The organism is Curtobacterium flaccumfaciens, assembly GCF_051548005.1.
In the GTDB taxonomy this organism is placed as follows: domain Bacteria; phylum Actinomycetota; class Actinomycetes; order Actinomycetales; family Microbacteriaceae; genus Curtobacterium.
This window is the reverse complement of record NZ_JBPUGH010000003.1, coordinates 45019-70090: the sequence shown is the minus strand read 5'-3', so window position 1 is coordinate 70090 and position 25072 is coordinate 45019. Positions and strand designations below refer to the sequence as shown.

Genomic DNA, 25072 nt, shown 5'->3' with positions numbered 1-25072 from the left:
GTCCGTCACCGTCTGCGTCGGGACCGCGGCCTCAGTCGTCGAAGTGGGCTGCGGCCGCCCGCGCCCGGTAGGTGACGTCGTCGAGGTCGTCACCGACGACGGTCACGTGCCCGACCTTGCGCCCCGGCCGGGGCGCCTTGCCGTAGAAGTGGTACTTCGCCTCGGGGAACGCCCGGAGCGCGCCCGGGTACCGCGCCGCGAGGTCGCCGTCCGCGGGCCCGCCGAGCACGTTGATCATCACCGCCGCCGGAGCGAACGCCCCGGTGGCACCGAGCGGCAGGTCGAGGACGGCACGCAGGTGCTGCTCGAACTGGCTCGTCGTGGCGCCGTCGATCGTCCAGTGCCCGGTGTTGTGCGGACGCATCGCCAGCTCGTTGATGAGGATCCGCTCGTCATCGGTCTGGAACAGCTCGACCGCGAGCACCCCCGTGACCCCGAGCTCGGTCGCGATCCGGACCGCGATGTCCTCGGCCAGGTCGGCGATGCGTCCGGCGCTGTCCGGCGCGGGGGCGAACACCTCGGCGCACACCCCGTCGCGCTGCACGGTCTCGACGAGCGGCCAGGCGACGACCTCGCCGGAGGGGCGCCGGGCGACGGACTGGGCGAGCTCGCGGGTGAAGGGCACGAGTTCCTCGACGAGCAGCGCCTGACCGCCGCCGGCCTCGGCGACGGCGGTGAACCAGTCGGCGACGTCGGCCGGGTCGGTGACCACGCGGACGCCCTTGCCGTCGTACCCACCGCGCGCGGTCTTCACGACGGCGCGACCGCCGTGGTCGTCGAGGAAGGCCCGCAGCTCGTCCGGGTCCTGCACGGCGGCCCAGTCCGGCACCGGCAGCCCGAGCTCGGACAGGCGCCGGCGCATCGTGATCTTGTCCTGCGCGACCGCGAGGGGTTCCGGCCCCGGGTGCACGGCGACGCCCGCGTCGACGAGCGCACGGAGGACGTCCTGCGGCACGTGCTCGTGGTCGAACGTGACGACGTCGACCTCGCGTGCGAAGGCGAGCACGGTGTCCACGTCGTGGTAGTCGCCCTCCGCCGTAGCAGCGATCGCAGCCGACATCCCCGGCTCCTCGGCCAGCACGCGGATGTCGAGCCCGAGCTCGATCGCGGCAGGCACCATCATCCGTGCCAGCTGTCCTCCGCCGATGACCCCGACGCGCAACGCCATGCTGTGTGTTCCTTCCGTCGCTCACACCGAACGGTCCGAGCGGGTTGTCTACAATCGACCTCCGGGCCGTCCGCGGGGCGGCCCGTGACAACTCTACGGACCCTGGAGACACCGTGCGCCGACTCATCGCCCAACTCGCCCGCTTCGGGGTGGTCGGGGCCGTGGGCTTCGTGGTCGACACCGCGGTGTTCAACCTGCTGCGCTTCACCGTGCTCTCCCCGGACGAGATCCACTCCGGGCCGTTCTGGGCGAAGGTGGTGTCCACGATCGTGGCGATCTTCGTGAACTGGATGGGCAACCGCTACTGGACGTTCCGCGACCAGCGCCGGGCCGTCGCCACGCGAGAGGGGATCGAGTTCGTCGTCGTCTCGCTCGGCGGCATGGTGATCGCCCTCGCCACGCTCGGTGTCTCGCACTACGCCATGGGCCTGACCTCGGCGCTCGCGGACAACGTCGCGAACATCATCGGTCTCGGACTCGGGACCGTCTTCCGGTTCTGGCTCTACAAGGTGTGGGTGTACCACCCCGAGCGCACCGCCACGGCCGACGTCGAGCCGGTCACGACCGGCGCGCACCAGGTCCCGGCGCGGCCCGGGACCGCCGGGCAGTAGGCGCAGGACGTCCCGCTCCCCGTTGCGCCGTGCGTTGACGCGCGCCGGCGCGGCCAGCCCCCGGCCCGCGGCCGGTCGCGGCAGGGTCCGGTCCGGCGGTCAGTAGGATCGCCGGGTGACGAACCCGATCGCCCGTGACCACCCGACGATCGGTCGCACGGAAGGGTGGACGATCGCGGTCCTCACGGTCGCGTTCGGCGCCTGGCTCGCGCTCTGGGCCGTCGTGGTGCCGGCGTTCCAGGCGCCCGACGAGATCGCCCACTTCGACGCCGTGGTCCAGCTCGCGACCGGCGGCGGCTGGCCCGCCCCCGGGACCATGCACGTCACGAGCGCGGTCCTCGCCGCCGTCCAGGAGCAGGGATCGCGGCCGGCGTCCGCCTGGTCGACCGTCACGGGGCTCCTGACCGCCCACCCGGGCCCGTCGAGCACGGTCAACCAGATGTCGCAGCACCCGCCGACCGCCTACCTGGTCGACGCCGTGGTGCTCCGCGCGCTCCACTTCGGGTCCCTCCGCTGGGACCACGCCCTCGTCGCCCTCCGTCTGGTCGACGCGTTCGCGGTCGCGCCGCTGGCGCTGCTCGCGTGGGCGTCGGTCCGCCGCGTCACCCGATCACCGCGCGCCGCGCTCGTGGGGGCGATCGCGCTGTTCGCCGTGCCGCAGCTCGCCTCGATCGCGGCCTCGGTGACGAACGACGCGCCCGTCCTCGTGCTCGGCGGGCTCGTGGTGTGGCTCACGACGCGCGTGCTCACGGGCGACGGACGACGGCGGGTGCTCGCGGCGCTCGCGCTCGCGCTCGGCGTCCTCGTCGCGACCAAGGGGACGGGGCTGCCCGCGGTGCCGTTCGTCGCGCTGGCCCTGCTCGTCGCCGGTCCGGGGACGGGCGGCTCCGTCCGCACCGGCCTCTCCAGGCGCGTCGTCCGGACGGTCCTGGTGCTCGCCGTGGCCGGGGTCGTGGGCGGCTGGTGGTGGGTGCGGAACCTGGTGCGGTACGGCACGCTCCAGCCCGACGGCTACGCCGGGATCCGTCCGGACCAGTCCTTCCCCGCCGGGACCGGCCCGAGCGTGCTGCACTTCCTCGACGTCTCGTGGGGCACCCTCGCCCGGACGTTCTGGGGCAGCGTCGGCGGTCGTGCCCAGGTCTCGATCGGGGACCTCCTCACGGCGGCGCTGACCGTCGTGGCCCTCGTCGTCGTCGTCGGTTGGGCGTTCCGTCGGTCACCAGGGCGGCGGAGTGTCGTGGTGCTCGCGGTCTTCCCGGCGCTCCTCGTGCTCCTCCAGACCGCGAGCAGCTGGCGCGCCTACCTCGACACGACCGCGGTCGCGGGGACGCAGGGGCGCTACTTCTTCCCCGGCCTCGTCGCACTCCTCGTCCTCAGCGCGGTCGCGTGGCGTCGGCTCTGTGGCTCCGGGCGCACTCGGGACGTCGTCGGCTCGGTGCTCGCGGTCGCGCTGCCCCTGATCGGGCTGTACGGGCTCGCGGTCGCGGCCGGGTGGTTCTGGAACGCCGCGACCGGACCGGCGAGCACCGCTTCGGTCGCGCACTACGGAGCGTCCGGTCCGGTGCCCTTCGCGGCCGTGGTCGTGCTCGCCGCGGTGGTCGCGGTCACCCTGACGGCGGGGGTCGTCGGCACGGCCCGGCACCGCGTGCCGGACCGTGCCGGTGCTCAGGACTGATCGACCTTGACGACGTCGACGAGGCACGGCTGCACCGGTGCCGACTTGATGTCCTGACAGGTCTGCTCGACCGGGAACGAACCGACCAGCTCGCCGATGGCCGAGTAGTCGCGTTCGCGCGCGTCGGTCGGGCCCCGGTACTGCAGGAAGTACTCGATGTCGGACCGCTTCACGAGGTCGACGAACGCCGGGTCCTGGTAGTCGTAGCGCTGTCCGGCCTCGCCGTAGGCGTGCAGGCCCAGGCGGAACGCGACCCGCACGGTGTCCCGCGCGTTCGTCCCGAGGACGGTGCTGCCTGCGGGGATCGTGTGGTTCGCGTCGAGCAGCTGCACGAGCGGCTCGTCCGGGACGACCACGCCACCGAGGACCTGTCCCCGTTCGATGCCGGCGGGGCTCGTGTCCATCGTCGAGAACGGTGCCCGGACACCGTTGACGTTCTGGCTGTACGCCGCGATCACGACCGCCGCGCACGCCACGATCGCCAGCCCGCGACGGACCCAGGTCCCCCGCCGTGCCGCCCGCCAGATCGTCGGCAGGAGCGCGCCGGCGATGAGCACCGAGCCGGTGAAGAGCGGCAGGTAGTACCGCGAGTTGCCGCCGAGGGTGTCGACCGTGGCGATGCCCGCGTACCCCAGCAGGTAGACACCGGAGGACAGCGCGACGATGCCCGCGAACACGAAGCGTCGGTAGTGCGCGACCCCGATCGCGAGCGCAGCGACGTAGGCGGCGCCGATCGCCAGCGCGAACGGCGCGAACGAGCTGATGCGGGCGAAGTAGAACGGGATCGCCTCGATGCGCTCGAGGACGTAGTAGCGGACCTTCCCCACGAGCGTCGTCGTGTGGCTCGTCGTCGGCTCCGCCGGCGCGGCCGCCGCGGGCGCGACCGGCTCGGCACGCTCCGCCGTGCGGACGCCCGCGTCGTACAGGGACGGGGTGCGGTCCTCGTTCGGCGACACCGCGAGCGGGTTCGGCGGCGACGGGATGCGGTACTCGTCAGCGTCGGTCGAGTCGGTGTCCGAGAACTTGCCCGAGACGTTGACGGTGAGCGACGACCCGACCTCGATCCCGCCGAACTTCGCCGACAGCGCGATCACCCAGGGCGCGGAGCAGACCACGACGGCCACGAGTGCGACCGCGGGGAGCAACAGCGACCGGCGCTCCCGGTGGTCACGGCGGTCCTGGTACCAGCGGATGAGCGCCCAGAGCGGCACCACGACGAGGAACACGGGCACGAGGAACGCCTTGGTGCAGTACCCGACCGCGCACACGAACCCGAGGAGCACGCCGGTGAGGACGATCCGCCGCACCGACCCGTGCCAGGCGCGGTCGGCCACGAGGAGGGCCCAGACGAACACCAGGCTCCACAGCAGCACGAGGACGTCGGGCGTCTGCAGGCTCACGTTCGCGACGAGGAGGGGCGCCACCGCGAGGATCGACCACGCCGCCGTCCACCCGTTGCCCGTGCTGCGCAGGAGGAGCCACGCCCCGATGCCGAGGATCGCGATGCTCGCGAGCAGGTTCACGATCCCGAACGCGGTCGTCTGCCCGAGCCCGACGGCGATGAGCGGGGCCATGAGCCACGACACCATCGGCGACCAGTACCCGTTGACGGCGTCACCCCAGTGCCCGGTGGCGTACTGCTCGGCGATCGACATGTAGGAGATGCCGTCGATGTTCGTGACCTCGAGCCGTGTGCGGTAGGTCACGAACGCGAGCACGACGGCGGCGACGGCCAGCAGCGCGGCGTTGCCGATGATCGACCGCGTCGACGGGTGCCGTCCCTCGTGGAACGCCCCCGACGACCGGCGCCGTCCGTGCGCGGCGGCAGGTGGGGTCGCGACCGCGAGGTCCTCGGCGACGGTCGTGCTGCTGATCGTCATGTGTCCTTCCCCGGGCGAGGCGGCTCAGCGCCCCATGCCACGGTACGTGAAACCGGCGGCGGTCCAGGCATCACGGTCGAGGCAGTTGCGTCCATCGACCACGACGGGCACCTCGACGAGCGCTGCCACGGCCGCCGGGTCGAGCTCGCGGAACTCGTTCCACTCCGTGAGCACGAGCACGAGTTCGGCCCCGCGCAGGGCATCGGCGGCCGCCTCGACGTAGTCGAGCTCCGGGTGGACCCGTCGCGCCGTGACGACGGCCTCCGGGTCGTAGGCGGCGACCTGCGCGCCGAGCCCGTGCAGCCGACCCGCGATGTCGAGCGACGGGGAGTCGCGGACGTCGTCGGAGTTGGGCTTGAACGCGAGTCCGAGCACGGCGACGCGCTTGCCCGTGACGTCTCCGCCGAGCAGCTCCTGCGCCAGCGTGACGACGTGTTCGCGGCGGCGGAGGTTGATCGCGTCGACGTCCGCGAGGAACGCGAGCGACTCGGGGACGCCGAGCTCGTCGGCGCGCGCCTGGAACGCGCGGATGTCCTTCGGGAGGCAGCCGCCGCCGAACCCCAGCCCGGCGTTGAGGAACTTGCGGCCGATGCGCGCGTCGTGCCCGATCGCGTCCGCGAGCGCGGTCACGTCGGCACCGACGACCTCGGCGATCTCGGCCATCGCGTTGATGAAGGAGATCTTGGTCGCGAGGAACGCGTTCGCGCTGACCTTGACGAGCTCGGCGGTCGGCAGGTCGACCACGAGCCGCGGGGTCCCCTCGGCGAGCGCCGTGGCGTAGACCTCGTCGAGGACGGCGGTGGCCCGCTCCCCCGCTGCACCGGCCGGGACGCCGTAGACGAGCCGGTCGGGCGAGATGGTGTCCTGCACGGCGAAGCCCTCGCGCAGGAACTCGGGGTTCCAGACGAGCGTCGCACCCGGGACGGCCTGCTCGACCTCGGCGGCGAGTCGGGCAGCGGTGCCGACCGGGACCGTGGACTTGCCGACGACGTACTCGCCGGCCGAGAGGTACGGCGTCAGTGACGCCACGGCGGCGTCGACGTAGGTGAGGTCGGCGGCGCCGGTGGGCCCCTGCGGGGTGCCGACGGCGAGGAAGTGCACGGTGGCCCCGGCGACCTCGGCCATGTCGGTGGTGAACCGGATGCGGCCGGAGGCGAGCGCCTCGGCGAGGATCTCCGGCAGACCGGGCTCGAAGAACGGGGCCTCGCCGGCCGCGAGTCGCTCGATCTTCGCCGGGTCGACGTCCACCGCGACGACGTCGTGTCCGAGCTTGGCCATGGAGGCGGCGTGCACGGCACCGAGGTAACCGCAGCCGATGACAGAGATACGCACGGGAAGACGGTACCGGTTCCTGCGTGTCCGCACACCGAACGCCGTGCGTACGGCACGTCGTCGGCCGGCGGAGCAGGACGGGGTCAGGCTCGGACGTCGCCCCACGGCGGCCGGTCGGCTCCGCCCACGATCTCGTCCCAGTCCGGCTCGCGGTGCCGCCGACGTGCCTCGTACGCCTCGACGAGGTCGTGCAGCACCGCGACGACGAGGTCTGCGTGCGGCACGTCGGCGAGCACCACGACCGGGTCGTCCCCGGGGAAGACGAGCACGTCCCCGGACCGGAACACCCCCTGCAGGCCGCGGCGGCGCACCGTGACGTCGTACCCGCGCGCGTGCAGGAGCTCACGACGGGTCCGGGTGCCGAGGCCCTGCACGACCACGAGCCTCCGGGTGGTGAGCACGTACCGCTGCGACATCCACCGGACGAGCGGGACCACCCCGCCGAGCACGACGAGCAGCAGGGTGACGAGCGCCACGACGACGTTGAGCCAGGCGAGCTGCGCGCGGAAGACCCCGAAGCCGAAGCCCCCTGCCGCGGTCACGAGCACGACGAAGACCGCGGGACGGACGAGCCGTCGCGCGTGCGGCCGGAGCCGGGCGACGACCCGTTCCGGGGGCGGCTCGGCGGTCATGCCCTCATGCATAGCGCAGGTGCGTGACGTCGCCGACCGCGACGCCCTTGGTCGCACCGTCCCGGTGCCGGATCGTGATGCGACCCTCGTCGTCGATGCCCACGGCGTCCGCCTCCTCGACGGTGCCGTCGGGCAGCTCCAGCCGGATGCGGCGACCGATCGTGCCGCACGCGGCACGGACGTCCGACCGGACCGCCTCGGCGGCCGAGCCGCCCGTCGACAGCGCGGCCACCGCCTCCAGGACGGCCGCCCGGAAGTCCGCGAGCACCGCGTCGGCGAGGTCCGGCGCGGTGCCGTGGGCACCCGCGACCGTGAGCGAGGTCGCGGTGGGGGTGGGCAGCGCGTCCGCGGGGATCGTGAGGTTCACCCCGGCACCGACGACGACGCTGCCGTCGGGCGCGACGAGGAACTTCTCGAAGTTCCAGCTGACCCGGCCGGCCTTGCCCGCGCTGTCCGGGGTCTCCTTGAGCGCCTGGTAGAGCGGATGGGCGCCCTTGCCGTTGACCTTCACCTTCTCCGACATCGGGAACGTCACGCCCCAGGTCGTCGAGCAGTACTCGTCGATCGCCTCGGACGAGCCGAGTTCCTGCAGGAACTGGTTGCTCGGGAACCCGAGGACCGTGAAGCCGCGAGGGCCGTACTCCTTCTGCAGGGCCTCGAGCTGCTCGTACTGGGGCGCGAGACCGCAGCGCGAGGCGACGTTCACCACGAGCACGGCCTTGTCGGAGAACTGCCCGAACGTCGTGTGCTCACCGTGCAGCGTCGTGATCTCGATGTCGTCGAACCGTCCCATGAGACGGACGTTAGTCCAACAGGTCGAGATCAGCCTGGCGTCGGACGAACGCTCGCATGTGCGGCACGGTGTACGCGATCCGCCCTCGCTGCGGCGCGAAGACGATGCCCTTCGCGATGAGTGCCTGACGCGCTTGGCTCGTGGCCTTCGCGGGGACACCCAGGCGGCTCGCGACCTCGCCGGTCGACGACTCTCCCTCGGCGTCGTCGGACATCGCGACGAGGTACTGGCGCTCCGCAGGGGTCGCACTCGACCACCGCCCGGGGAAGAACCCGCTGTCGAGCTCGGCGTTTCCGCGTTCGATCGCACCGTCGGCGTCCGCGCTGGTGATCCGCTTGTCCGCTGCGAGGTCCCACGCGGCGGCGCCGTACGTCTGCAGGAAGTAGGGGTACCCGCCCGCCGCATCGACGATGGTGTCGAGGGCGTTCGGCTCGAACGTGACCCCGGACCGCTGTGCAGGCAGCACGAGCGCGTCGGCAGCTGCCCCGGACGGGAGCGAGCCGATTTGGCGGTAGTCGAAGAGGCGCTCCGCGTACGACTTCGCCGCCGTGAGTGCACTCGGCACACTCGGGAGCCCGGCTCCGACGACGACGAACGGCCACTCGCGCTGCCCGGCTCGGTGCTGCACTGAGATCAAGGCGGCGAGCAGCCCGGGTTCGAGGTCCTGCAGCTCGTCGACGAACAGCGCGAGCACCCGCTGCTGCTCGCGGAGCGCCGGGGCGAGGTCTTCGACGAGCTCCTCCAGGTCGATCTCGATCACCCCGGTGTCCGCCCGGCCGACCGACGCTTCGACATCGACGGAGAACCCGAGGCCGCCGAACTGCACGCTGAAGGCCTTCACCGTGGCCAGCGCGTTCCGGACCGCTGACGTCACAGCGCTTCCGCGGTGCAGCCGGCGCGCGGCGAGCGCGATCTCTCTGGCGAGTCGCCGGCGGGTGGTCTGCTGACCCGAGTCCGACGTCTGTCCCTCGACGTCGACCACGAGCCAACCCGCTGCGTCGGCCTGCGCCCGGAACTGGTTCAGCAGCACGGTCTTGCCGACTCCACGCAGCCCGTGCAGGACGATGCTCCGCGATGTCTGATGACGCCGGGACCGCGCCACCAGGAGGTCGAACGCGTCGATCTCGGGTTGGCGTCCGACGAGTTCCGGTGGCCGGAGGCCGGCGCCGGGGGCGTACGGGTTCAGCTCAGCACGCATCTGCCGGAATCTCCTAGATTCTGTCGTCCAACACAGACTACGACAGAAAGTCGCAGATGACGAGACGGCATCGATGCGGTCGTCTCGCAGGGAGGGATCCCGGGCAGACCGTAGGATCGAGACCATGTGTGGAATCGTCGGCTACGTCGGCAGCAACAGCAGCCAGGACGTGCTCCTCGGTGGTCTCCGTCGGCTCGAGTACCGCGGCTACGACTCGGCGGGCATCGCCGTCGTGGACGCCGCGTCGGACCTCGCCTCGGCGAAGAAGGCCGGCAAGCTCCAGGCGCTCGTCGACGAGCTCGAGTCGCACCCCATCGCCGACGGCGGCACCGGCATCGGCCACACCCGTTGGGCGACGCACGGCGGCCCGACCGACGGCAACGCGCACCCGCACCTGGCGGACGGCGGCAAGCTCGCCCTCATCCACAACGGCATCATCGAGAACTTCGCCGAGCTCCGCGCCGAGCTGCAGGCCGAGGGCGTCGAGTTCCTCAGCGAGACCGACTCCGAGGTCGCGGCGCACCTCGTCGCGCGGTCGTTCCGCGAGACCGGCGACCTGACGGACGCCATGCAGCAGGCCGTGCAGCGGCTCGAGGGTGCATTCACGCTCCTCGTCGTGCACGCGGACCAGCCCGGCGTCGTCGTCGGTGCGCGACGCAACTCCCCGCTCGTCGTCGGCCTCGGTGACGGTGAGAACTTCATGGGCTCGGACGTCGCCGCGTTCGTCGCCTACACGCAGCGTGCCCTCGCCATCGGACAGGACGAGATCGCCACGATCCGCCCCGACGGCGTCGACGTCATCCACTTCGACGGCACCCCGGCGTCGCCGAGCGAGTTCGAGGTCAACTGGGACGCCTCCGCCGCCGACAAGGGCGGTTGGACCTCCTTCATGGCGAAGGAGATCAGCGAGGAGCCCGAGGCCGTCGCGAAGACGATCCTCGGCCGCGTGCACGACGGTGCGGTGACCCTGACGGACCTCGACCCGATCGCCGACCGGCTCGCCCAGGTCGACCGGGTCATCGTCATCGCCTGCGGCACCGCGGCCTACGCCGGCATCCTCGGCAAGTACGCGATCGAGCAGTGGGCCCGCGTCCCGGTGGAGGTCGAGCTCGCGCACGAGTTCCGCTACCGCGACCCGGTGCTCGACGACCGTACGCTCGTGGTCTCGATCAGCCAGTCCGGCGAGACGATGGACACGCTCATGGCCGTGAAGTACGCCCGTGAGCAGGGCGCCCAGGTGCTCTCGATCTGCAACACCCAGGGTGCGACCATCCCGCGCGAGTCCGACGCCGTGATCTACACGCACGCCGGACCCGAGGTCGCCGTGGCCTCGACGAAGGCGTTCATCGCGCAGGGCGTCGCGCTGTACCTGCTCGGGCTGCACCTCGCGACCCTGCGTGGAACCCTCACGGCCGAGCAGATCGCCGAGCAGGTCGCCGAGCTCGAGGGCCTCGCCCCGAAGCTGCAGCAGACCATCGACGACGCGTCCGGCATCAAGGACCTCGCCCGGTGGATGGCCGACACCCGGAGCGTGCTCTTCCTCGGCCGCCACGTCGGGTACCCGATCGCGCTCGAGGGTGCACTGAAGCTCAAGGAGCTCGCGTACATCCACGCCGAGGGCTTCGCCGCCGGTGAGCTCAAGCACGGTCCGATCGCCCTGATCGAGCCGGGCCAGATCGTCTTCGTGATCGTGCCGTCGCCGCGTGACAGCCGATCGCTGCACCCGAAGGTCGTGTCGAACATCCAGGAGATCCGCGCCCGCGGCGCCCGGGTGATCGCCATCGCCGAAGAGGGCGATGCCGCCGTGCTGCCCTTCGCGGACGAGGTCCTGCGCATCCCGCTCGCGACGCCATTGTTCGAGCCGCTGCTCGCAGTCGCGCCGCTGCACATGTTCGGCATGGAGCTCGCTGCCGCCAAGGGCCTCGACGTCGACCAGCCGCGCAACCTCGCGAAGTCGGTCACCGTCGAGTAGCCGCTCGTGATCATCGGCATCGGGGTGGACGTCGTCGACCTGGAACGGTTCCGGGGTGTGCTCGAGCGCACCCCGGCGCTCCGGACACGGCTGTTCACCCCGGCCGAGCTCGTCCGGGACGGTGAACCGCGGCCACCCGCGTCGCTCGCTGCCCGGTTCGCCGCCAAGGAAGCGCTCATCAAGGCCTTCGGGACGAGTGCCGGCCTGAGCTGGCAGGAGCTCGAGGTCGTCGCGGACGACCAGCGGAACCCGTCCCTGACCCTGCACGAGGGAGCTCGGCGGGTGGCGGAGCAGCGTGGCGTGACGAACGTGCACCTGTCGCTGTCGCACGATGGAGGGATCGCGACGGCGTTCGTGATCATCGAAGGGAAGTCGGATTGACCAGCCACCAGCGGCAGCCGCGCCGGTCGGCGCGGCTGCACCCGCGCCTCCAGGCCGGAGCAGGTGACGCGCGGTGAGCGCGTTCACCGGGATCACGGTCGATCGCCAGTCATCGGCTCTGCCGCTGATCGCCGGGGTCGTGTCGTGAGCGCGTTCACCGGGATCACGGTCGATCGGGAGGCGTTGATCGCCAACTACGCGACCGTCGCGGAACAGGTGGCCCCCTCCGGCGTCATCGCGGTCGTGAAGGCGAACGCGTACGGCCACGGCGCGGCCGACGCCGCGCGGGCCTTCGTGGACGCGGGCGCGGAGTGGCTCGGGGTCGCGGACATCGACGAGGGCATCGCCCTGCGCGAGTCCGGGATCGACGAGGGGGTCCGGATCCTGGCGTGGCTGCACGCCCCCGACGAGGACTTCCGCCGTGCCGCGCAGTACGGCATCACCCCGGCCGTCTCGAGCGTCTCGCAGCTCTCGGCAGCGGCCGACTCCGAGGTGCCGGCGGTGCACCTCTGCATCGACACCGGACTCAGCCGCAACGGCGCCGTCGAGTCCGAGTGGCCCGAACTGTTCGAGACCGCCGGACGACTGCGCCGCAACGGGTCGCGCACCCGCGTCGAGGGCCTGATGTCGCACCTGGCGAACGCCTCGCGGGCAGACGACCTCGACCAGGACGCTGCCCTCCAGCGGGCGCTCGACGGTCTCGAGGCGCACGGCGTCGTCCCGGAGATGGTCCACCTCGCGGCGAGTGCGGCGAGCCTCGCGGTGCCCGAGGTCCGGCGTGACGTCGCCCGGGTCGGTGTCGCGCTCTACGGCCTCAGCCCCTTCGCGGACCGCACCTCGGCCGATCTCGGGCTCCGCCCGGCGATGCGCGTGACCGCCGCGGTGCTCCGGACGGTGCCGGTCCGTGCCGGTGAGGGCGCGAGCTACGGCTTCACCTGGCGCGCCGAGCACGACACCCGCCTCGCGGTCATCGGGCTCGGGTACGCCGACGGCTTCGACCGGGCGCTCGGCAACCGGGTGTCGGTCCGCATCGGGGACCGCCGCTTCCCCGTGGTGGGACGCGTCGCGATGAACGCGATGCACATCGACATCGGTGACGCGGACGTGCAGGTCGGCGACGAGGCCGTCCTCTGGGGCGACCCGGCCGACGGCGACCCCGCGGTCGAGGAGTGGGCCGACGCCGTCGGCACGATCAACTACGAGGTCGTCGCCCGTGTCGGCCGCAGCGTCGAGCGGAGGACCACGTGACCGGCTCACTGCGGCAGGCGGCCGTCGACCTCGACGCCTACCGGGCGAACCTCGACCTGGTGCGCGGGTGGATGGACCCGGTCGAGCTCATGGCGATCATGAAGGCCGATGCGTACGGACACGGACTCGAGCCGATCGCGCTCGCCGCGGTCGACGCCGGGATCCGGTGGATCGGCGTCCTCACGGTCCCGGCTGCACTCCGCCTGCGCGAGATCGGCGTCGACGAGGACGTCCGCGTGTTCACGTGGCAGCACGCTCCGGACCTCGACTTCCGTGACGCGATCGACTCGGCGGTCGACCTCGGGGTCTCCAACGTGCCGGAGCTGCAGCGCGTCGTCGACGCGGTCGACCAGCGGCCTGCTCGGGTGCACCTCGGGTTCGACTCCGGCCTGCACCGCGACGGCGCGACACCGGAGGACTGGCCGGACCTCGTCGCCGCGGCGCTCGACGCGCAGCGTGCCGGACGGATCGAGGTCGTCGCCGCGTACACCCACCTGGCGGAGTCGTCGGACGACGAGGACACCGCCGCCGTCGCCGCGTTCGACGCCGCCGTCGAGCAGGCCGACGATGCCGGTCTCGACATCCCGATGCGCCACGTGGCGGCGTCGCTCGCGGGGCTCGAGCGCAAGGAGTTCCGGAAGGACATGGTCCGGATGGGGGCGAACCTGTTCGGCATCCCCGGCGCGGACGGGGTCTCGGCGGCCGATCTCGGTCTCGAGGCCGTGATGACACTGCGGGCCTCCGTCGCGAAGACGAAGCGCGTGCCCGTCGGCACCGGTGTCTCGTACGACTACACGTACCGGACCGCCGCGGAGACGACCCTCGCGCTCGTGCCCGTCGGATACGCGGACGGTGTCCCGCGACTCGCGCAGGGGCGGCTGGACGTCGCGATCAACGGGAAGCGCTACCCGATCGCGGGCCGGGTCGCGATGGACCAGTTCCTCGTGGACGTCGGCGACGACGAGGTGCGGGTCGGGGACACCGTGACGCTGTTCGGCACGGGGGAGCACGGCGAGATGACGGTGCTGCAGTGGGGCGAGGCGCTCGACACCATCGGTGAGGAGATCGTCTGCCGCATCGGTGAGCGCGTGCCGCGTGTGTACGAGGGCCACGAGGCCGAGGGGCACGTGGCGGAGTACCTCCGGGGGGAGCGGTGACCGGACCGCGCGTCCTCCTGGACACCACGGTCGCGACGACCGACGAGATGGGCGTGATCGGTGCTCGGTTGGCAGCGGTCCTCCGCGCCGGCGACCTCGTCGTGCTCACGGGGCCGCTCGGTGCGGGCAAGACGACGCTCACGCGGGGGCTCGGAGGTGCGCTCGGGGCGCGCGGTCAGGTGTCGAGTCCGACCTTCGTGCTCGCCCGGACCCACCCCACGTCGAGCGGGCCGGACCTCGTGCACGTCGATGCCTACCGGCTGAGCGACCCCGTGGAGCTCGACGACCTCGACCTGGACTGGGACGGCTCGATCGTGGTGGTCGAGTGGGGCCGCGGCTTCGTCGACGGCATCTCCGACGACGTGCTCGACGTCGAGATCGTCCGCGCGACGGGAAGCGCCGGCGGATCGGACGCCGACGAGGACCTCGACCCGGACGACGTGCCCGACGAACCCCGGCGGGTCATCGTCACCGGCAGCGGATCCCGCTGGGCCGACGTCCGGCTCTGATCCTCGTCACCGCAGCGCGAGCACCCGTTCCGCGACGAGGTCCGGTCGGGTGGTGAACGGGTGGTGTCCCGTGGGGACGTCCACCGTCCGCGTCGCTCGTCGCGCGTGGGAGCGCTGGAGGTTGACGGTGGTGCTCCGGTCGTCGGTGCACACGAGGTAGGTCGAGTCGACTCCCTGCCAGCCCGCGGCGGTCGTCGGGGTGACGAACGAGGTCGCGTCCTGCGGAACCACGCGGTCCCAGCCCGCACGCTGCGTGTCCGGGTCGGCGTCCTGCAGGAACCGTGCGCCGAACGACGCAGCGTCGTACCCGCTGACCGCGAGCCGCCCCTCGCCGCCGTCGCCGATCGAGACCGGGTCCGGCTCGTCGGCCATGATCGCGCCCTGGGCGGTACCGACGTCGGGCAGGTACGACGACACGAACAGCAGCCGTGCGACGGCGGGGTGGTGGCCCGCTGCAGCGATCACGGTACCGCCGTACGAGTGCCCGACGACGATCGCGCCCGCCGGGTCGTCCACGTCGTCGAGTGCGGCGCGGAGTGCGGCCGCATCGGCCACGAGGCCGGACTCGCCTGCCGGTGCGGACGCCTCGCCGCAGCTCGGGAGCGCCACGGCCCGGCTGGTGACGCCGGCGCGGTCGAGCAGGGCCGCCGTCGGCGACCACCACCAGTCGCCGTCGCGGACGAGGGCGCCGTGCACGAAGAGCAGTTCCATGTCGGTGACGCTACGTCGTGGGCCCATCGGTGTCGCGGCGTTCCGCTCACAGCGATGGAGCCGCTGTCCGGGACGCCTACGATGGACGGGTGCTGCTCGCGATCGACACCTCCGCCGGGACGTCCGTCGCCCTCGTCGCCCCCGAGACCGGGCAGGCGCTGGCAGAACGCAGCACCGACGACTCCCGTCGCCACGCCGAGGTCATCGGCCCGTTCCTCGCCGAGGTCCTCGACGAGGCCGGCACCACCCCCGCCGAGGTCACCGGCGTCGTCGCCGGCATGGGCCCGGGACCCTTCACCGGCCTCCGCGTCGGCATCGCCGCCGCCCGGACCTTCGCCGCGGCACGCGGCGTTCCGTTCCTCCCACTCGTCAGCCACGACGCCGTCGCGGCCGACCAGCCCCAGACCGACCAGCCGCACGCCGGCCCGTTCGTCGTCGTGACGGACGCCCGCCGCCGTGAGGTCTACTGGTCGGCGTACGACGCCGCAGGCGTCCGTGTCGCGGGTCCCGGTCTCGCCAAGCCGGCAGACCTCGACGAGGCGATCCGCGCCTCCGGTCCGGATGCTGCCACGTGGGAGCGGGTCACCGCCGCCACGATCCCGGCCTGGAGGCTCGGCTCGCTCGCCGCGGAGCGTCTCGCCTCCGGCGCTCCCTTCGCCGACGACACCCCGCTCTACCTGCGCGACCCCGACGTGACGATGCCGGGAGCCCCGAAGCGGGTCGTCCGGTGACGGCGCTCCCCGACGGACTGCGACTCCGGCCGGCCCACCCGCAGGACCTCGACGACATCATGTGGCTCGAGCACGCGTCGTTCCCGACGGACGCGTGGTCGGCGTCGCAGATGTCCGGCGAGCTGTACTCGTCACACGGGTACTACGTCGTGGTGGAGACCGTGGCCGACGGGGCGGCGCCGACGATCGTCGGGTACGCGGGGCTCTCCTCGCTCTCGGGCAACCCGGTCGCCGACGTGCAGACGATCGCGGTCGCGTCGGACCAGCGGGGCAGGGGCATCGGCAGGGTCCTCTTCGAGGAGCTGCTCGCCGAGGCCCGGCGTCGAGGCGTCCACGAGGTCTTCCTCGAGGTGCGCGCCGACAACCCCGTGGCGCAGTCCATGTACGCCGCGTTCGGGTTCGAGCAGATCGCGACCCGGCCCCGCTACTACCAGCCGGACGGCGTCGACGCGTGGGTGATGCGCGCGGAGTTGTCCGCCGCTGCCGGCGCACCGGCCGCCGGCGCCGGGGCCGTCGGCACCGGGCCCGTCGGCCCCATCGGACAGGAGACGCTCGATGAGCACCGCTGAACCCCTCGTGCTCGGGATCGAGACGAGCTGCGACGAGACGGGGGTGGGGATCGTCCGCGGGAACACCCTGCTCGCGAACGTCATCGCGTCGAGCATGGAGGAGCACGCCCGGTACGGGGGCGTCGTGCCCGAGGTCGCGGCCCGAGCGCACCTCGAGGCCATGACGCCGACGCTGCACGAAGCACTCGACCGCGCCGGTGTCACCCTCGACGAGCTCGACGCCGTCGCGGTCACCGCCGGGCCGGGGCTCGCCGGTGCGCTCATGGTGGGTGTCGGCGCCGCGAAGGCGCTCGCCGTGGCGGCGGGCAAGCCGCTGTACGGGGTGAACCACCTCGTCGGGCACGTCGGCGCCGACGTGCTGCGCTCGGACGGCTCCGAGATCGACCTCCCCACCGTTGCGTTGCTCGTCTCCGGCGGGCACACCTCGCTCCTGCTCGTGCGCGGCCTCGTCGGTGACGTCGAGCTCCTCGGCGAGACGATCGACGACGCCGCGGGCGAGGCGTTCGACAAGGTCGCGCGGCTCCTCGGCCTGCCGTACCCCGGCGGCCCGCAGATCGACCGGGCTGCCGCGGACGGCGACCCGACCGCGATCCGCTTCCCCCGAGGGCTGACGCTGCCGAAGGACATGGCGGCGCACCGCTACGACTTCTCGTTCTCCGGGCTGAAGACAGCGGTCGCGCGCTGGGTCGAGAAGTGCCGCGACGAGGGGCGCGAGGTCCCCGTGGCCGACGTCGCCGCGTCCTTCCGCGAGGCAGTGGTCGACGTGCTCCTGACCAAGGCGCTGAACGCCTGCCGCGACACCGGGGTCGACCGGCTCCTGCTCGGCGGAGGCGTCGTGGCGAACGCCCGCCTCCGGGCCGTCGCGACCGAGCGCTGTGCTGCGGCCGGGGTCGAACTCCGCATCCCGCCGTTCGACCTCTGCACCGACAACGGGGCGATGATCGCCGCGATCGGCGCTCGGCTCGTCGCCGAGGGACACCCGCCGAGCGACCTCGGGATCGCCGCCGACTCGACGTTGCCGGTCACCACCGTCCAGGTCTGAGGCCCGCCGGCACCGCTCAGCGCCTGCACGGGCTCGGGCTCCGTGTGGAACGATGGGGACCGGTGTCCGACGAGTGGGTACCGGGAGGGGTGGACGCGGTGTCCGATCAGAACCAGTGGCCGAGGGCCGGCCGATCCGACGAGCAGGCGAGCAGCGGGTACCCCGGCGCGCAGCAGCCCGACGGCAGCCACGCGTCCGACCCGTCGTCGACCCCGGCGCCCGGAGAGGCACCGAGCGCACCCCAGCCGCCCAGCGCTCCGCAACCGCCCGAGAACCCGTACGGCCAGAACCCGTACGGCCAGAACCCGTACGGCCAGAACCCGTACGGCCAGAACCCGTACGGCCAGAATCCGCACGGTGCGCCGGGCCAGCAGCCGGGGTACGGCGGGCCACAGAACCCGTACGCCGCGCCGAGCAACCCGTACGCCGCGCCGAGCAACCCGTACGCCGCGCCGAGCAACCCGTACGCTGCGCCGAACCAGCAGCAGTACGGCGGTCAGCAGTACGGGCAGCAGCAGTACGGCCAGCAGCAGTACGGCGGCCAGTACGCCGCAGCGGGCTACCAGCCCTACGCACAGCGCCCGAGGACGAACACCCTCTCGATCCTCTCGATCGTGTTCGCGTTCGCCGGCATCCTGATCTGGCCGATCATCATCCTCACGAGCCCGGCCGGCGCGATCATGGGGCACCTCGCCCTCGGCAAGATCAAGCAGACCGGGGAGAGCGGCCGCGGGCTCGCGCTCACCGGGGTCATCGGCGGGTGGATCATGACAGCGCTGTACATCCTCGGCATCGTCGCGTTCTTCGCACTCATCGGTGTCGCGAACTCGCACGGGACCAGCGTCCACGACGACGGCGGGACCTCGGGCGCCTTCATCGGGTAGCTCGAGACGGGGCGGACCGGACGGCGGCGCGTGCTGGACGGGCACCCGTCGCCGTCGACGTCATCAGCCAGCCACCTCGCCCAGTCGCTCGCACAGGACCGCCGTGTGCCGTCCCTCCAGGCGGGTGAGCACGAGCGTCACCGCGCGCCGCCCGCGCAACCGCAACCGCTTGCGGAACTGCGCCGGGTCCACGTCGACCCCGCGCTTCTTGATCTCGACCGTCCCGACGTCGTCCGCCGCCAGCCGGGCCGCGAGCTGCTTCACGTCGAGCGGCATCGTGTCGACCACACGGAACCCCTGCGCGAACGGCGTCGACACCGGGCGGTCGGACGTCACGTACGCGATGCCGTCCGAGAGCATGCGGCCGTCGATCGACCGCGCGAGGTCCCCGATGAGCCGTGCGCGGATGACGGCCCCGTCGGGCTCGTAGAGGTAGCTCCCCAGCTCGCCGACGGGGACGTCCGGGGCATCGGCGCCCGCGGTCAGCTCGGCGACCCCGTGCGCCCCGATCACGGTCGCGGCACGGCGGACCCCGTCACGAGCGAGCGGGCCGAACCAGAGGGCGAGCTCGACGACCTCGCGGTCGACGGACACCCACTGCGCCTCGGCGGTGTCGGGGATGAGGTCGCGGTCGATGCCCGGTCCGAGCTTGACGCCGGTCGGGGTCGTGGTGGCGGCGGCGAACACGGTGTCGAGCGACGGCGACCAGTCGTCCGGGTCGGACAGGCGTCGGGTGTTCCCGTGCCCGGCCGTGCGGCGTGCCGGGTCCATCCACACGCCGTCCACACGGGAGAGGTCGAACGCCGCTGCGTCGCCCAGCTCCACGCGGGCGGAGTCCCACGGCGCGAGGTTGTGCGTGGCGACCGCTGCCGTGACCTCGTCGCGGTCCACCGCGGTGACGTCGAGGTCGAGCGCGGCCATCGCCATCGCGTCGCCGCCGATCCCGCAGCCGAGGTCGGCGACCCGGGTCAGTCCGGCCGCGGCGAACCGTCCGGCGTGCTGCGCGGCGACCTGCAGCCGTGTCGCCTGCTCGAGACCGGCCTCGGTGAAGAGCATGCGCGACGCGAACGGGCCGAACTTCGCGCCCGCCTTCTGCCGCAGCTTCGCCTGGGTCAGGACGGCGGCGACGAGCCCGGGGTCGTGCCCCTCGCCGCGGAGGCGCGAGACGACCCGGACGATCTCCCCGCCGTCGGAGACACTCGGGGTACGGTCGAGCAGGGCCATCCCCTCGGGGGTGAGCAGCTGGGCGAGTTCGGCGGCGTCCACCCGACGATCCTCCCAGGTCGCCGGGGAGCCCGACACGTGCTGGCACTCGGATTGACCGAGTGCCAGACTGTCCCTAGAGTTGGCGTTGGCACTCTCCTGTGCGTAGTGCCAACCGGTTCCCATCTGTACCGAGTCAGTACCGAGAAAGAAGAGGTCACCGTGGCCGTCAGCATCAAGCCGCTCGAGGATCGCATCGTCATCCGCCAGGTCGAAGCGGAGCAGACCACCGCTTCCGGTCTGGTCATCCCCGACACCGCCAAGGAGAAGCCCCAGGAGGGCGAGGTCGTGGCCGTGGGCCCGGGCCGTGTCGACGACAACGGCAACCGCATCCCGCTGGACATCGCCGTCGGCGACAAGGTCATCTACTCCAAGTACGGCGGCACCGAGGTCAAGTACTCGGGCGAGGACCTGCTGGTCCTCTCGGCCCGCGACGTCCTCGCGGTCGTCGTGCGCTGATCCAGCCCACACCGCGAACGCCCCGTCGACCAGCCGGTCGACGGGGCGTTCGTGTGTCCGGCGTTCGTGCGTCCGCCCCAGGTCCGGCAGGTGGCTGCCGCGGGTTCCGGCCTGGGCCCACGTCGCCGGTTCCGACGCGACGCGCCAGCGGCGTGGCGGCCGTGCCGATGAGGGGAGGCACGGTGCTGGTCGGCGGCGTCGGCACTCGTTCCTAGGATGGTTCCGTGAGTGAACCGACGTCCGTGCAACCCGCCCGCAGCGAGGCATCCGTCGGTGTCGTCCAGGCGATCGTCGCGTACGGGCTGTGGGGACTCATGCCGCTGCTGTTCGCGGCGATGTCCCCGGCCGGCGCGTTCGAGATCGTGGCGTGGCGGATCGTCTTCGGCCTGGTGTTCTGCGTCGTCGCGATCGCGGTGACCCGGTCGTGGGTGCGGACCCGCTCCCTGATCGCCCGGCGCCGGGTGATGCTCGTGATGGGGCTCGCCGCGGTGCTCATCCTCGTGAACTGGACCGTGTACGTCGCCGCGACGACCTCCGGCCACACGGTCGAGGCCGCGCTCGGCTACTTCATCAACCCGCTCGTCACGATCGCGCTCGGCGTGGTCGTGCTCCGCGAGCGCCTCCGTCCGGCGCAGTGGGCGGCCGTCGGCATCAGCATCGTCGCGGTCGTCGTCATCGCGGTCGGGTACGGGCAGATGCCGTGGATCTCGCTCGCGCTGGCGTTCTCGTTCGGGCTGTACGGGCTCGTGAAGAAGCGCGTGGGCGGGACGGTCGACGCGTTGAGCGGCCTGACGATCGAGACGGTGTGGCTGCTGCCGCTCGCGGTCGTCGCGCTCGTGGTGATGGGGGCGACGGGCCTCGGCGGTGGGGTGACGTTCACGAGCGAGGGGTGGGTGCACGTCCTCGTCACGGTGCTGACCGGCCCGGCGACGGCGGTGCCGCTGCTGCTCTTCGCGTCCTCGGCCAGGCGGGTGAGCCTGTCGACGCTCGGGCTGACGCAGTACCTCGCGCCGGTGATGCAGCTGCTCGTCGGTGTGGTCGTGCAGCACGAGCCGATGCCGCCCGAGCGGTGGATCGGCTTCGCGATCGTGTGGTTGGCGCTCGTCGTGCTCACGGTGGACAGCTTCGCTGCGGCACGGTCCTCGCGGCGTCGTGCCCAGGCCGCACCGGTGGCGGACCCGGCCTGACCCGTCGGACGCGCACCGTGCCTCCCGGCCGTCCCGCCGTGCCCGCGTCACCCGCCCCGCGAGAGCGACAGGACTCGCCGACCGGTCCCAACGCGAAAGCGACAGGACTCGCCGGCCGCAACGCGAAAGCGACAGTCCCCCGCGGGCGCACCGCGGGGGACTGTCGCTTTCGCGTACCGGGTCGGACCGACTGGTCGGGCCGCCTGGTCGGACCTACTTCGAGACCGAACCCTGGATGGCGCTCTGGTACACGGGCTTGTTGTCCGCGTCGAACTTGTAGATGCCGATGTAGGCGCTCGACGGGTCGTTGTTTTCGTCGAACGGTCCGATGCCGGACGGACCCGTGTAGTGGATGTCCTTGCCGTCACCGAGGAGCGCTGAGCAGTCCTTGAACGTCGAGCACTCGGTGCCGCCGTCCGCGCCGGAGACCGCAGCCATGTTCGCCTGGATCGTGCCGGAGTCGGTGCCCTTGCCCTTCACCGCGGCGAGGGCGGCGAGCATGGTGGCGTCGTAGGACTCGGCCGCGTACGAGTAGTCGGCGAGGTCCTTGCCCGACGACTGCTTGTAGAACTCGGCGAGCTTCTTCTTCAGGTCGTCCTTCGGCGAGGCGCCGGGGATCGTGCCCTGCGCGCCCTCGAGGGTGCCCTTGTCGAAGTCCTTCGAGTAGTCAGCGGTGTTGCCGTCGGACATGTAGATGCTCGACATCTTCGCGTTCTGCGCCTTGAGCTCCGGGATGATCGACTTCGTCTCGTCGAAGGCCAGGACGACGATCGCGTCCGGCTTCGAGTCGAGTGCTGCGGTCACCTCGGACGAGAACGTGGTCTGTCCGGGCGGGAACTCCTGACCCTTGCCCTTGCCGCCGTAGACGACCTGGCCACCGGACGCCTCGACCGCGGCCTGGACCGAGTTGCGGAGGCCCGTGCCGTAGGTGTCGTTGAAGACGAGGAACGCGACCTTGGCGTTGCCGTCACCCGTGATGAGCTGGCCGAGCGCCGAACCCTGCACCGAGTCCGGCGGTGCCGTCCGGAAGTAGTACGACGAGTAGCCGGAGAGGTCGGTCGCGGTGTTCGCGGGGGAGATCTCCACGATGCAGTTGCTCGTCAGCTGGTCGATCACGTTGAGCGTGACCGACGAGGACTCGGCACCGATCGCGACCGGCACCTTCGCGTTGACGAGCTTGGTGGCCGCGGCGCTCGACACGGTCATGTCGTTGCTGTCGCCGGAGTCCGTCGCCGGGCTGATCGAGACGTCCTTGCCGAGCACGCCGCCGGCCGCGTTGATGTCCTCGACCGCGAGGCCCACACCGGACTCGGCGGGCGGGTTGAGGTAGGCGAGCGAACCGGTGAGCGGCAGGATCGTGCCGATCTTCAGCGCATCGGTGCTGGGGGAGTCCGGAGCCTTGCAGCTCGCGGCCGGGTCCTTCTTCGCGCCGCCGGAGGCGGACTCCGAAGGCGAGCTGCCGCCCGAGGTGGTGGAACACGCGGCGAGCAGGAGCGCTGCAACTCCCGCCACTGCCAGTGCCGAGGTGGCACGGGTGGTTCTGATCATCCGTGGAGCCCTTTCTCTGCGCGGGGGCCGGACCGCATCGGGTCGAGCGCGGTGTCCTCCGCGTGGGATGTCGAGAAAGCTAGAGCGGATCTGTTTCGCCCGTGTGTCGATCATCCACCCCTGGATGTTTCGTTACAGACCCGTGATGAAAGCTGAGCGGCCGCACAACCCCGTCGTACCCCGGACGCGCGAACGCCCCGCTCCTCAGCAGGAACGGGGCATTCGGATGACCGGGTCAGCGGCTGTAGTTCGGCGCCTCGACGACCATCTGCACGTCGTGCGGGTGCGACTCCTTGAGCCCTGCGGGGGTGATCCGGACGAACTTGCCACGGGCCTTGAGCTCCGGGACCGTCCGACCGCCGACGTAGAACATCGACTGCCGCAGGCCACCGACGAGCTGGTACACGGCGTTCGCGACCGAGCCGCGGTACGGCACCTGGCCCTCGATGCCCTCCGGGATCAGCTTGTCGTCCGACGGGACGTCGGCCTGGAAGTAGCGGTCCTTCGAGTACGACGTCTTCTTGCCGCGGGTCTGCAGCGCGCCGAGGGAGCCCATCCCGCGGTACGCCTTGAACTGCTTGCCGTTGACGAAGACGAGGTCGCCGGGGGACTCGTCCGTGCCCGCGAGGAGCGAGCCGAGCATCACGGTGTCGGCACCGGCCACGAGGGCCTTCGCGATGTCGCCGGAGTACTGCAGGCCGCCGTCGGCGATGACCGGGACACCGGCCTCGCGCGCCGCGAGGGAGGCCTCGTAGACGGCGGTCACCTGCGGGACGCCGACGCCGGCCACGACGCGCGTGGTGCAGATCGAGCCGGGGCCCACCCCGACCTTGACCGCGTCCACGCCCGCATCGATGAGCGCCTGCGCCCCCGCACGGGTCGCCACGTTGCCGCCGATCACGTCGACGCCCGCGAACGCCGGGTCGGCCTTGATCCGGCGCACCATGTCGAGCACACCCTCGCTCTCGCCGTTGGCGGTGTCGACGACGAGCACGTCCACGCCGGCCTCGAGCAGGGCGGTCGCGCGCTGCCACGCGTCGCCGAAGAAGCCGATGGCCGCACCGACGCGCAGGCGTCCGGCGTCGTCCTTCGTGGCGTCCGGGTACTTCTCGCTCTTGTCGAAGTCCTTGACGGTGATGAGGCCCTTGAGGCGACCGGACTCGTCCACGAGGGGGAGCTTCTCGATCTTGTGCTCGGCGAAGATCGCGACGGCGTCGTCGGGGTCGATGCCGACCGGGGCCGTGATGAGCGGCGCCTTCGTCATGACGTCGCGCACGAGCGTGGTCTGGTGCTCGAACGGGGCGACGAAGCGCATGTCGCGGTTCGTGATGATGCCGACGAGCTTGCCGTCGCCCTCGACCACGGGCAGGCCCGAGACGCGGAACTGGCCGCAGATCGCGTCGACCTCGGCCACGGTGGCGTCCGGGGTGGTGGTCACCGGGTTCGTGATCATGCCCGACTCGGAGCGCTTCACCTTGTCGACCGCTGCAGCCTGGTCCGCGATGGACATGTTGCGGTGCAGGATGCCGATGCCGCCCTGGCGCGCCATCGCGATCGCCATGCGGGCCTCGGTGACGGTGTCCATCGCTGCGGAGAGCAGCGGGACGTGCACCTGGATGCGCTTGGTGAGCCGGGACGTCGTGGACGCCTCGCTCGGGATGACGTCGGTGTGCCCGGGCAGGAGCATGACGTCGTCGTACGTGAGTCCGATGAATCCGAACGGATCCGGCTGGTCCATGAGTCCCCTTCGTGGGCTGGGTGCCGTGGGGCGGCACCTGAAGTGGTCGAGACACCGGGAACGCAGCGACGGGTTCCGGATGAGCAATGGTAACGCGCGGGCGTGGGCGCGCATTCCGGACCGGACGCGACCGCAGAACCTGTGCAGGATCACGGTCAGGGCACGATTTCTCCAGGGAACGTGGTGGAAACACGGGGGACACAAAAACTCCCTAGGGTCCTCGACTATCCGAACGAGAGGCTCATCCGTGGGTTCCATCACTCCGCCGGGATCAGCGCTGCGGCGCCGGTTCCGCCGAGGAGCGCCAGGCCGCAGCCGCCTGGTCCTCGCCGCAGTACTCTTCCTCGCTTTCCTCGCCACCTTCGCGGTCGACTGGGCAGTGTC

Annotated in this window: 23 protein-coding genes and 1 pseudogene; 13 read left to right on the top strand and 11 right to left on the bottom strand. The window is 71.8% G+C overall.

Annotation, left to right across the window (positions count from 1 at the left end; genetic code table 11):
• Positions 1-31 precede the first annotated feature (31 nt).
• Complete coding sequence (locus ACSW7Y_RS01125; RefSeq protein WP_438124513.1) at positions 32-1168, bottom strand: 5-(carboxyamino)imidazole ribonucleotide synthase; 1137 nt, start codon at positions 1166-1168, stop codon at positions 32-34.
• Between the two features lie 113 nt (positions 1169-1281).
• On the opposite strand from ACSW7Y_RS01125, the gene ACSW7Y_RS01120 reads away from it, so the two are divergent.
• Complete coding sequence (locus tag ACSW7Y_RS01120; RefSeq protein ID WP_438124512.1) at positions 1282-1779, top strand: GtrA family protein; 498 nt, start codon at positions 1282-1284, stop codon at positions 1777-1779.
• Between the two features lie 115 nt (positions 1780-1894).
• The gene (locus ACSW7Y_RS01115; RefSeq protein ID WP_438124511.1) at positions 1895-3454 is read left to right on the top strand and encodes a DUF2142 domain-containing protein; all 1560 of its coding nucleotides are present in this window, start codon (positions 1895-1897) and stop codon (positions 3452-3454) included.
• On the opposite strand, the gene ACSW7Y_RS01110 is transcribed toward ACSW7Y_RS01115, so the two are convergent.
• The 6 genes and pseudogenes from ACSW7Y_RS01110 to ACSW7Y_RS01085 all read right to left on the bottom strand — a co-directional run bounded on the left by ACSW7Y_RS01110 (position 3445) and on the right by ACSW7Y_RS01085 (position 9289).
• Complete coding sequence (locus tag ACSW7Y_RS01110) at positions 3445-5334, bottom strand: hypothetical protein (RefSeq protein ID WP_438124510.1); 1890 nt, start codon at positions 5332-5334, stop codon at positions 3445-3447. The two genes, ACSW7Y_RS01115 and ACSW7Y_RS01110, sit on opposite strands and share 10 nt — an antisense overlap.
• Before the next feature lie 24 nt (positions 5335-5358).
• Entirely contained in the window at positions 5359-6666 is a 1308-nt protein-coding gene (locus ACSW7Y_RS01105) for a UDP-glucose dehydrogenase family protein (protein ID WP_438124509.1), read from the bottom strand.
• An 83-nt stretch (positions 6667-6749) separates the two neighbouring features.
• A complete protein-coding gene (locus ACSW7Y_RS01100; RefSeq protein WP_438124508.1) occupies positions 6750-7298 on the bottom strand; it encodes a PH domain-containing protein in 549 nt (182 codons plus the stop codon).
• Between the two features lie 4 nt (positions 7299-7302).
• Positions 7303-7530 (bottom strand): hypothetical protein, encoded by a 228-nt coding sequence (locus ACSW7Y_RS01095; protein WP_438124520.1) that lies wholly within the window; start codon positions 7528-7530, stop codon positions 7303-7305.
• Positions 7531-7680: 150 nt separating this feature from the next.
• Positions 7681-8091 (bottom strand): annotated as a pseudogene (locus ACSW7Y_RS01090) (glutathione peroxidase); the annotation flags it as partial.
• Between the two features lie 10 nt (positions 8092-8101).
• A complete protein-coding gene (locus ACSW7Y_RS01085; RefSeq protein WP_438124507.1) occupies positions 8102-9289 on the bottom strand; it encodes an AAA family ATPase in 1188 nt (395 codons plus the stop codon).
• A gap of 124 nt (positions 9290-9413) precedes the next feature.
• Between ACSW7Y_RS01085 and glmS the strand changes: the two genes are divergently transcribed.
• The 5 genes from glmS (at position 9414) to tsaE (ending at position 14556) form a co-directional block, all read left to right on the top strand.
• Positions 9414-11261 carry a glutamine--fructose-6-phosphate transaminase (isomerizing) gene (gene glmS, locus ACSW7Y_RS01080; protein ID WP_438124506.1) on the top strand — a complete coding sequence of 616 codons (1848 nt, stop codon included), beginning with the start codon at positions 9414-9416 and terminating at the stop codon, positions 11259-11261.
• A gap of 6 nt (positions 11262-11267) precedes the next feature.
• Complete coding sequence (locus ACSW7Y_RS01075; RefSeq protein WP_412878972.1) at positions 11268-11642, top strand: holo-ACP synthase; 375 nt, start codon at positions 11268-11270, stop codon at positions 11640-11642.
• A 144-nt stretch (positions 11643-11786) separates the two neighbouring features.
• On the top strand, positions 11787-12890 hold the full coding sequence (alr, locus tag ACSW7Y_RS01070; protein ID WP_438124505.1) for an alanine racemase: 1104 nt from the start codon (positions 11787-11789) through the stop codon (positions 12888-12890).
• Complete coding sequence (gene alr, locus ACSW7Y_RS01065; protein ID WP_438124504.1) at positions 12887-14047, top strand: alanine racemase; 1161 nt, start codon at positions 12887-12889, stop codon at positions 14045-14047. Before alr (ACSW7Y_RS01070) ends, alr (ACSW7Y_RS01065) begins: the two co-directional genes overlap by 4 nt.
• The gene (tsaE, locus tag ACSW7Y_RS01060) at positions 14044-14556 is read left to right on the top strand and encodes a tRNA (adenosine(37)-N6)-threonylcarbamoyltransferase complex ATPase subunit type 1 TsaE (RefSeq protein ID WP_438124503.1); all 513 of its coding nucleotides are present in this window, start codon (positions 14044-14046) and stop codon (positions 14554-14556) included. Before alr (ACSW7Y_RS01065) ends, tsaE begins: the two co-directional genes overlap by 4 nt.
• A 6-nt stretch (positions 14557-14562) precedes the next feature.
• Here tsaE and ACSW7Y_RS01055 read toward each other — a convergent pair whose 3' ends face one another.
• Entirely contained in the window at positions 14563-15267 is a 705-nt protein-coding gene (locus ACSW7Y_RS01055) for an alpha/beta hydrolase (RefSeq protein WP_438124502.1), read from the bottom strand.
• A gap of 89 nt (positions 15268-15356) precedes the next feature.
• Between ACSW7Y_RS01055 and tsaB the strand changes: the two genes are divergently transcribed.
• The 4 genes from tsaB (at position 15357) to ACSW7Y_RS01035 (ending at position 18493) form a co-directional block, all read left to right on the top strand.
• The gene (tsaB, locus tag ACSW7Y_RS01050; RefSeq protein WP_438124501.1) at positions 15357-15998 is read left to right on the top strand and encodes a tRNA (adenosine(37)-N6)-threonylcarbamoyltransferase complex dimerization subunit type 1 TsaB; all 642 of its coding nucleotides are present in this window, start codon (positions 15357-15359) and stop codon (positions 15996-15998) included.
• Positions 15995-16567 carry a ribosomal protein S18-alanine N-acetyltransferase gene (rimI, locus tag ACSW7Y_RS01045; RefSeq protein WP_438124500.1) on the top strand — a complete coding sequence of 191 codons (573 nt, stop codon included), beginning with the start codon at positions 15995-15997 and terminating at the stop codon, positions 16565-16567. The genes tsaB and rimI overlap by 4 nt, the downstream gene beginning before the upstream one ends.
• Positions 16554-17609 (top strand): tRNA (adenosine(37)-N6)-threonylcarbamoyltransferase complex transferase subunit TsaD, encoded by a 1056-nt coding sequence (tsaD, locus tag ACSW7Y_RS01040; RefSeq protein WP_438124499.1) that lies wholly within the window; start codon positions 16554-16556, stop codon positions 17607-17609. Before rimI ends, tsaD begins: the two co-directional genes overlap by 14 nt.
• A gap of 98 nt (positions 17610-17707) precedes the next feature.
• Complete coding sequence (locus ACSW7Y_RS01035; RefSeq protein ID WP_438124498.1) at positions 17708-18493, top strand: DUF4190 domain-containing protein; 786 nt, start codon at positions 17708-17710, stop codon at positions 18491-18493.
• A gap of 63 nt (positions 18494-18556) precedes the next feature.
• Here the strand turns inward: ACSW7Y_RS01035 and ACSW7Y_RS01030 are convergent, their stop codons facing one another.
• A complete protein-coding gene (locus ACSW7Y_RS01030) occupies positions 18557-19759 on the bottom strand; it encodes a class I SAM-dependent methyltransferase (protein ID WP_438124497.1) in 1203 nt (400 codons plus the stop codon).
• Positions 19760-19918: 159 nt separating this feature from the next.
• On the opposite strand from ACSW7Y_RS01030, the gene groES reads away from it, so the two are divergent.
• Both groES and rarD read left to right on the top strand, forming a co-directional pair.
• Positions 19919-20215 carry a co-chaperone GroES gene (gene groES / locus ACSW7Y_RS01025; RefSeq protein ID WP_022904625.1) on the top strand — a complete coding sequence of 99 codons (297 nt, stop codon included), beginning with the start codon at positions 19919-19921 and terminating at the stop codon, positions 20213-20215.
• 224 nt (positions 20216-20439) lie between these two features.
• Entirely contained in the window at positions 20440-21402 is a 963-nt protein-coding gene (gene rarD, locus ACSW7Y_RS01020) for an EamA family transporter RarD (protein ID WP_438124496.1), read from the top strand.
• 213 nt (positions 21403-21615) lie between these two features.
• On the opposite strand, the gene ACSW7Y_RS01015 is transcribed toward rarD, so the two are convergent.
• Entirely contained in the window at positions 21616-22950 is a 1335-nt protein-coding gene (locus tag ACSW7Y_RS01015; protein WP_438124495.1) for an ABC transporter substrate-binding protein, read from the bottom strand.
• A gap of 235 nt (positions 22951-23185) precedes the next feature.
• Entirely contained in the window at positions 23186-24688 is a 1503-nt protein-coding gene (guaB, locus tag ACSW7Y_RS01010; RefSeq protein ID WP_290133608.1) for an IMP dehydrogenase, read from the bottom strand.
• Positions 24689-25072 lie beyond the last annotated feature (384 nt).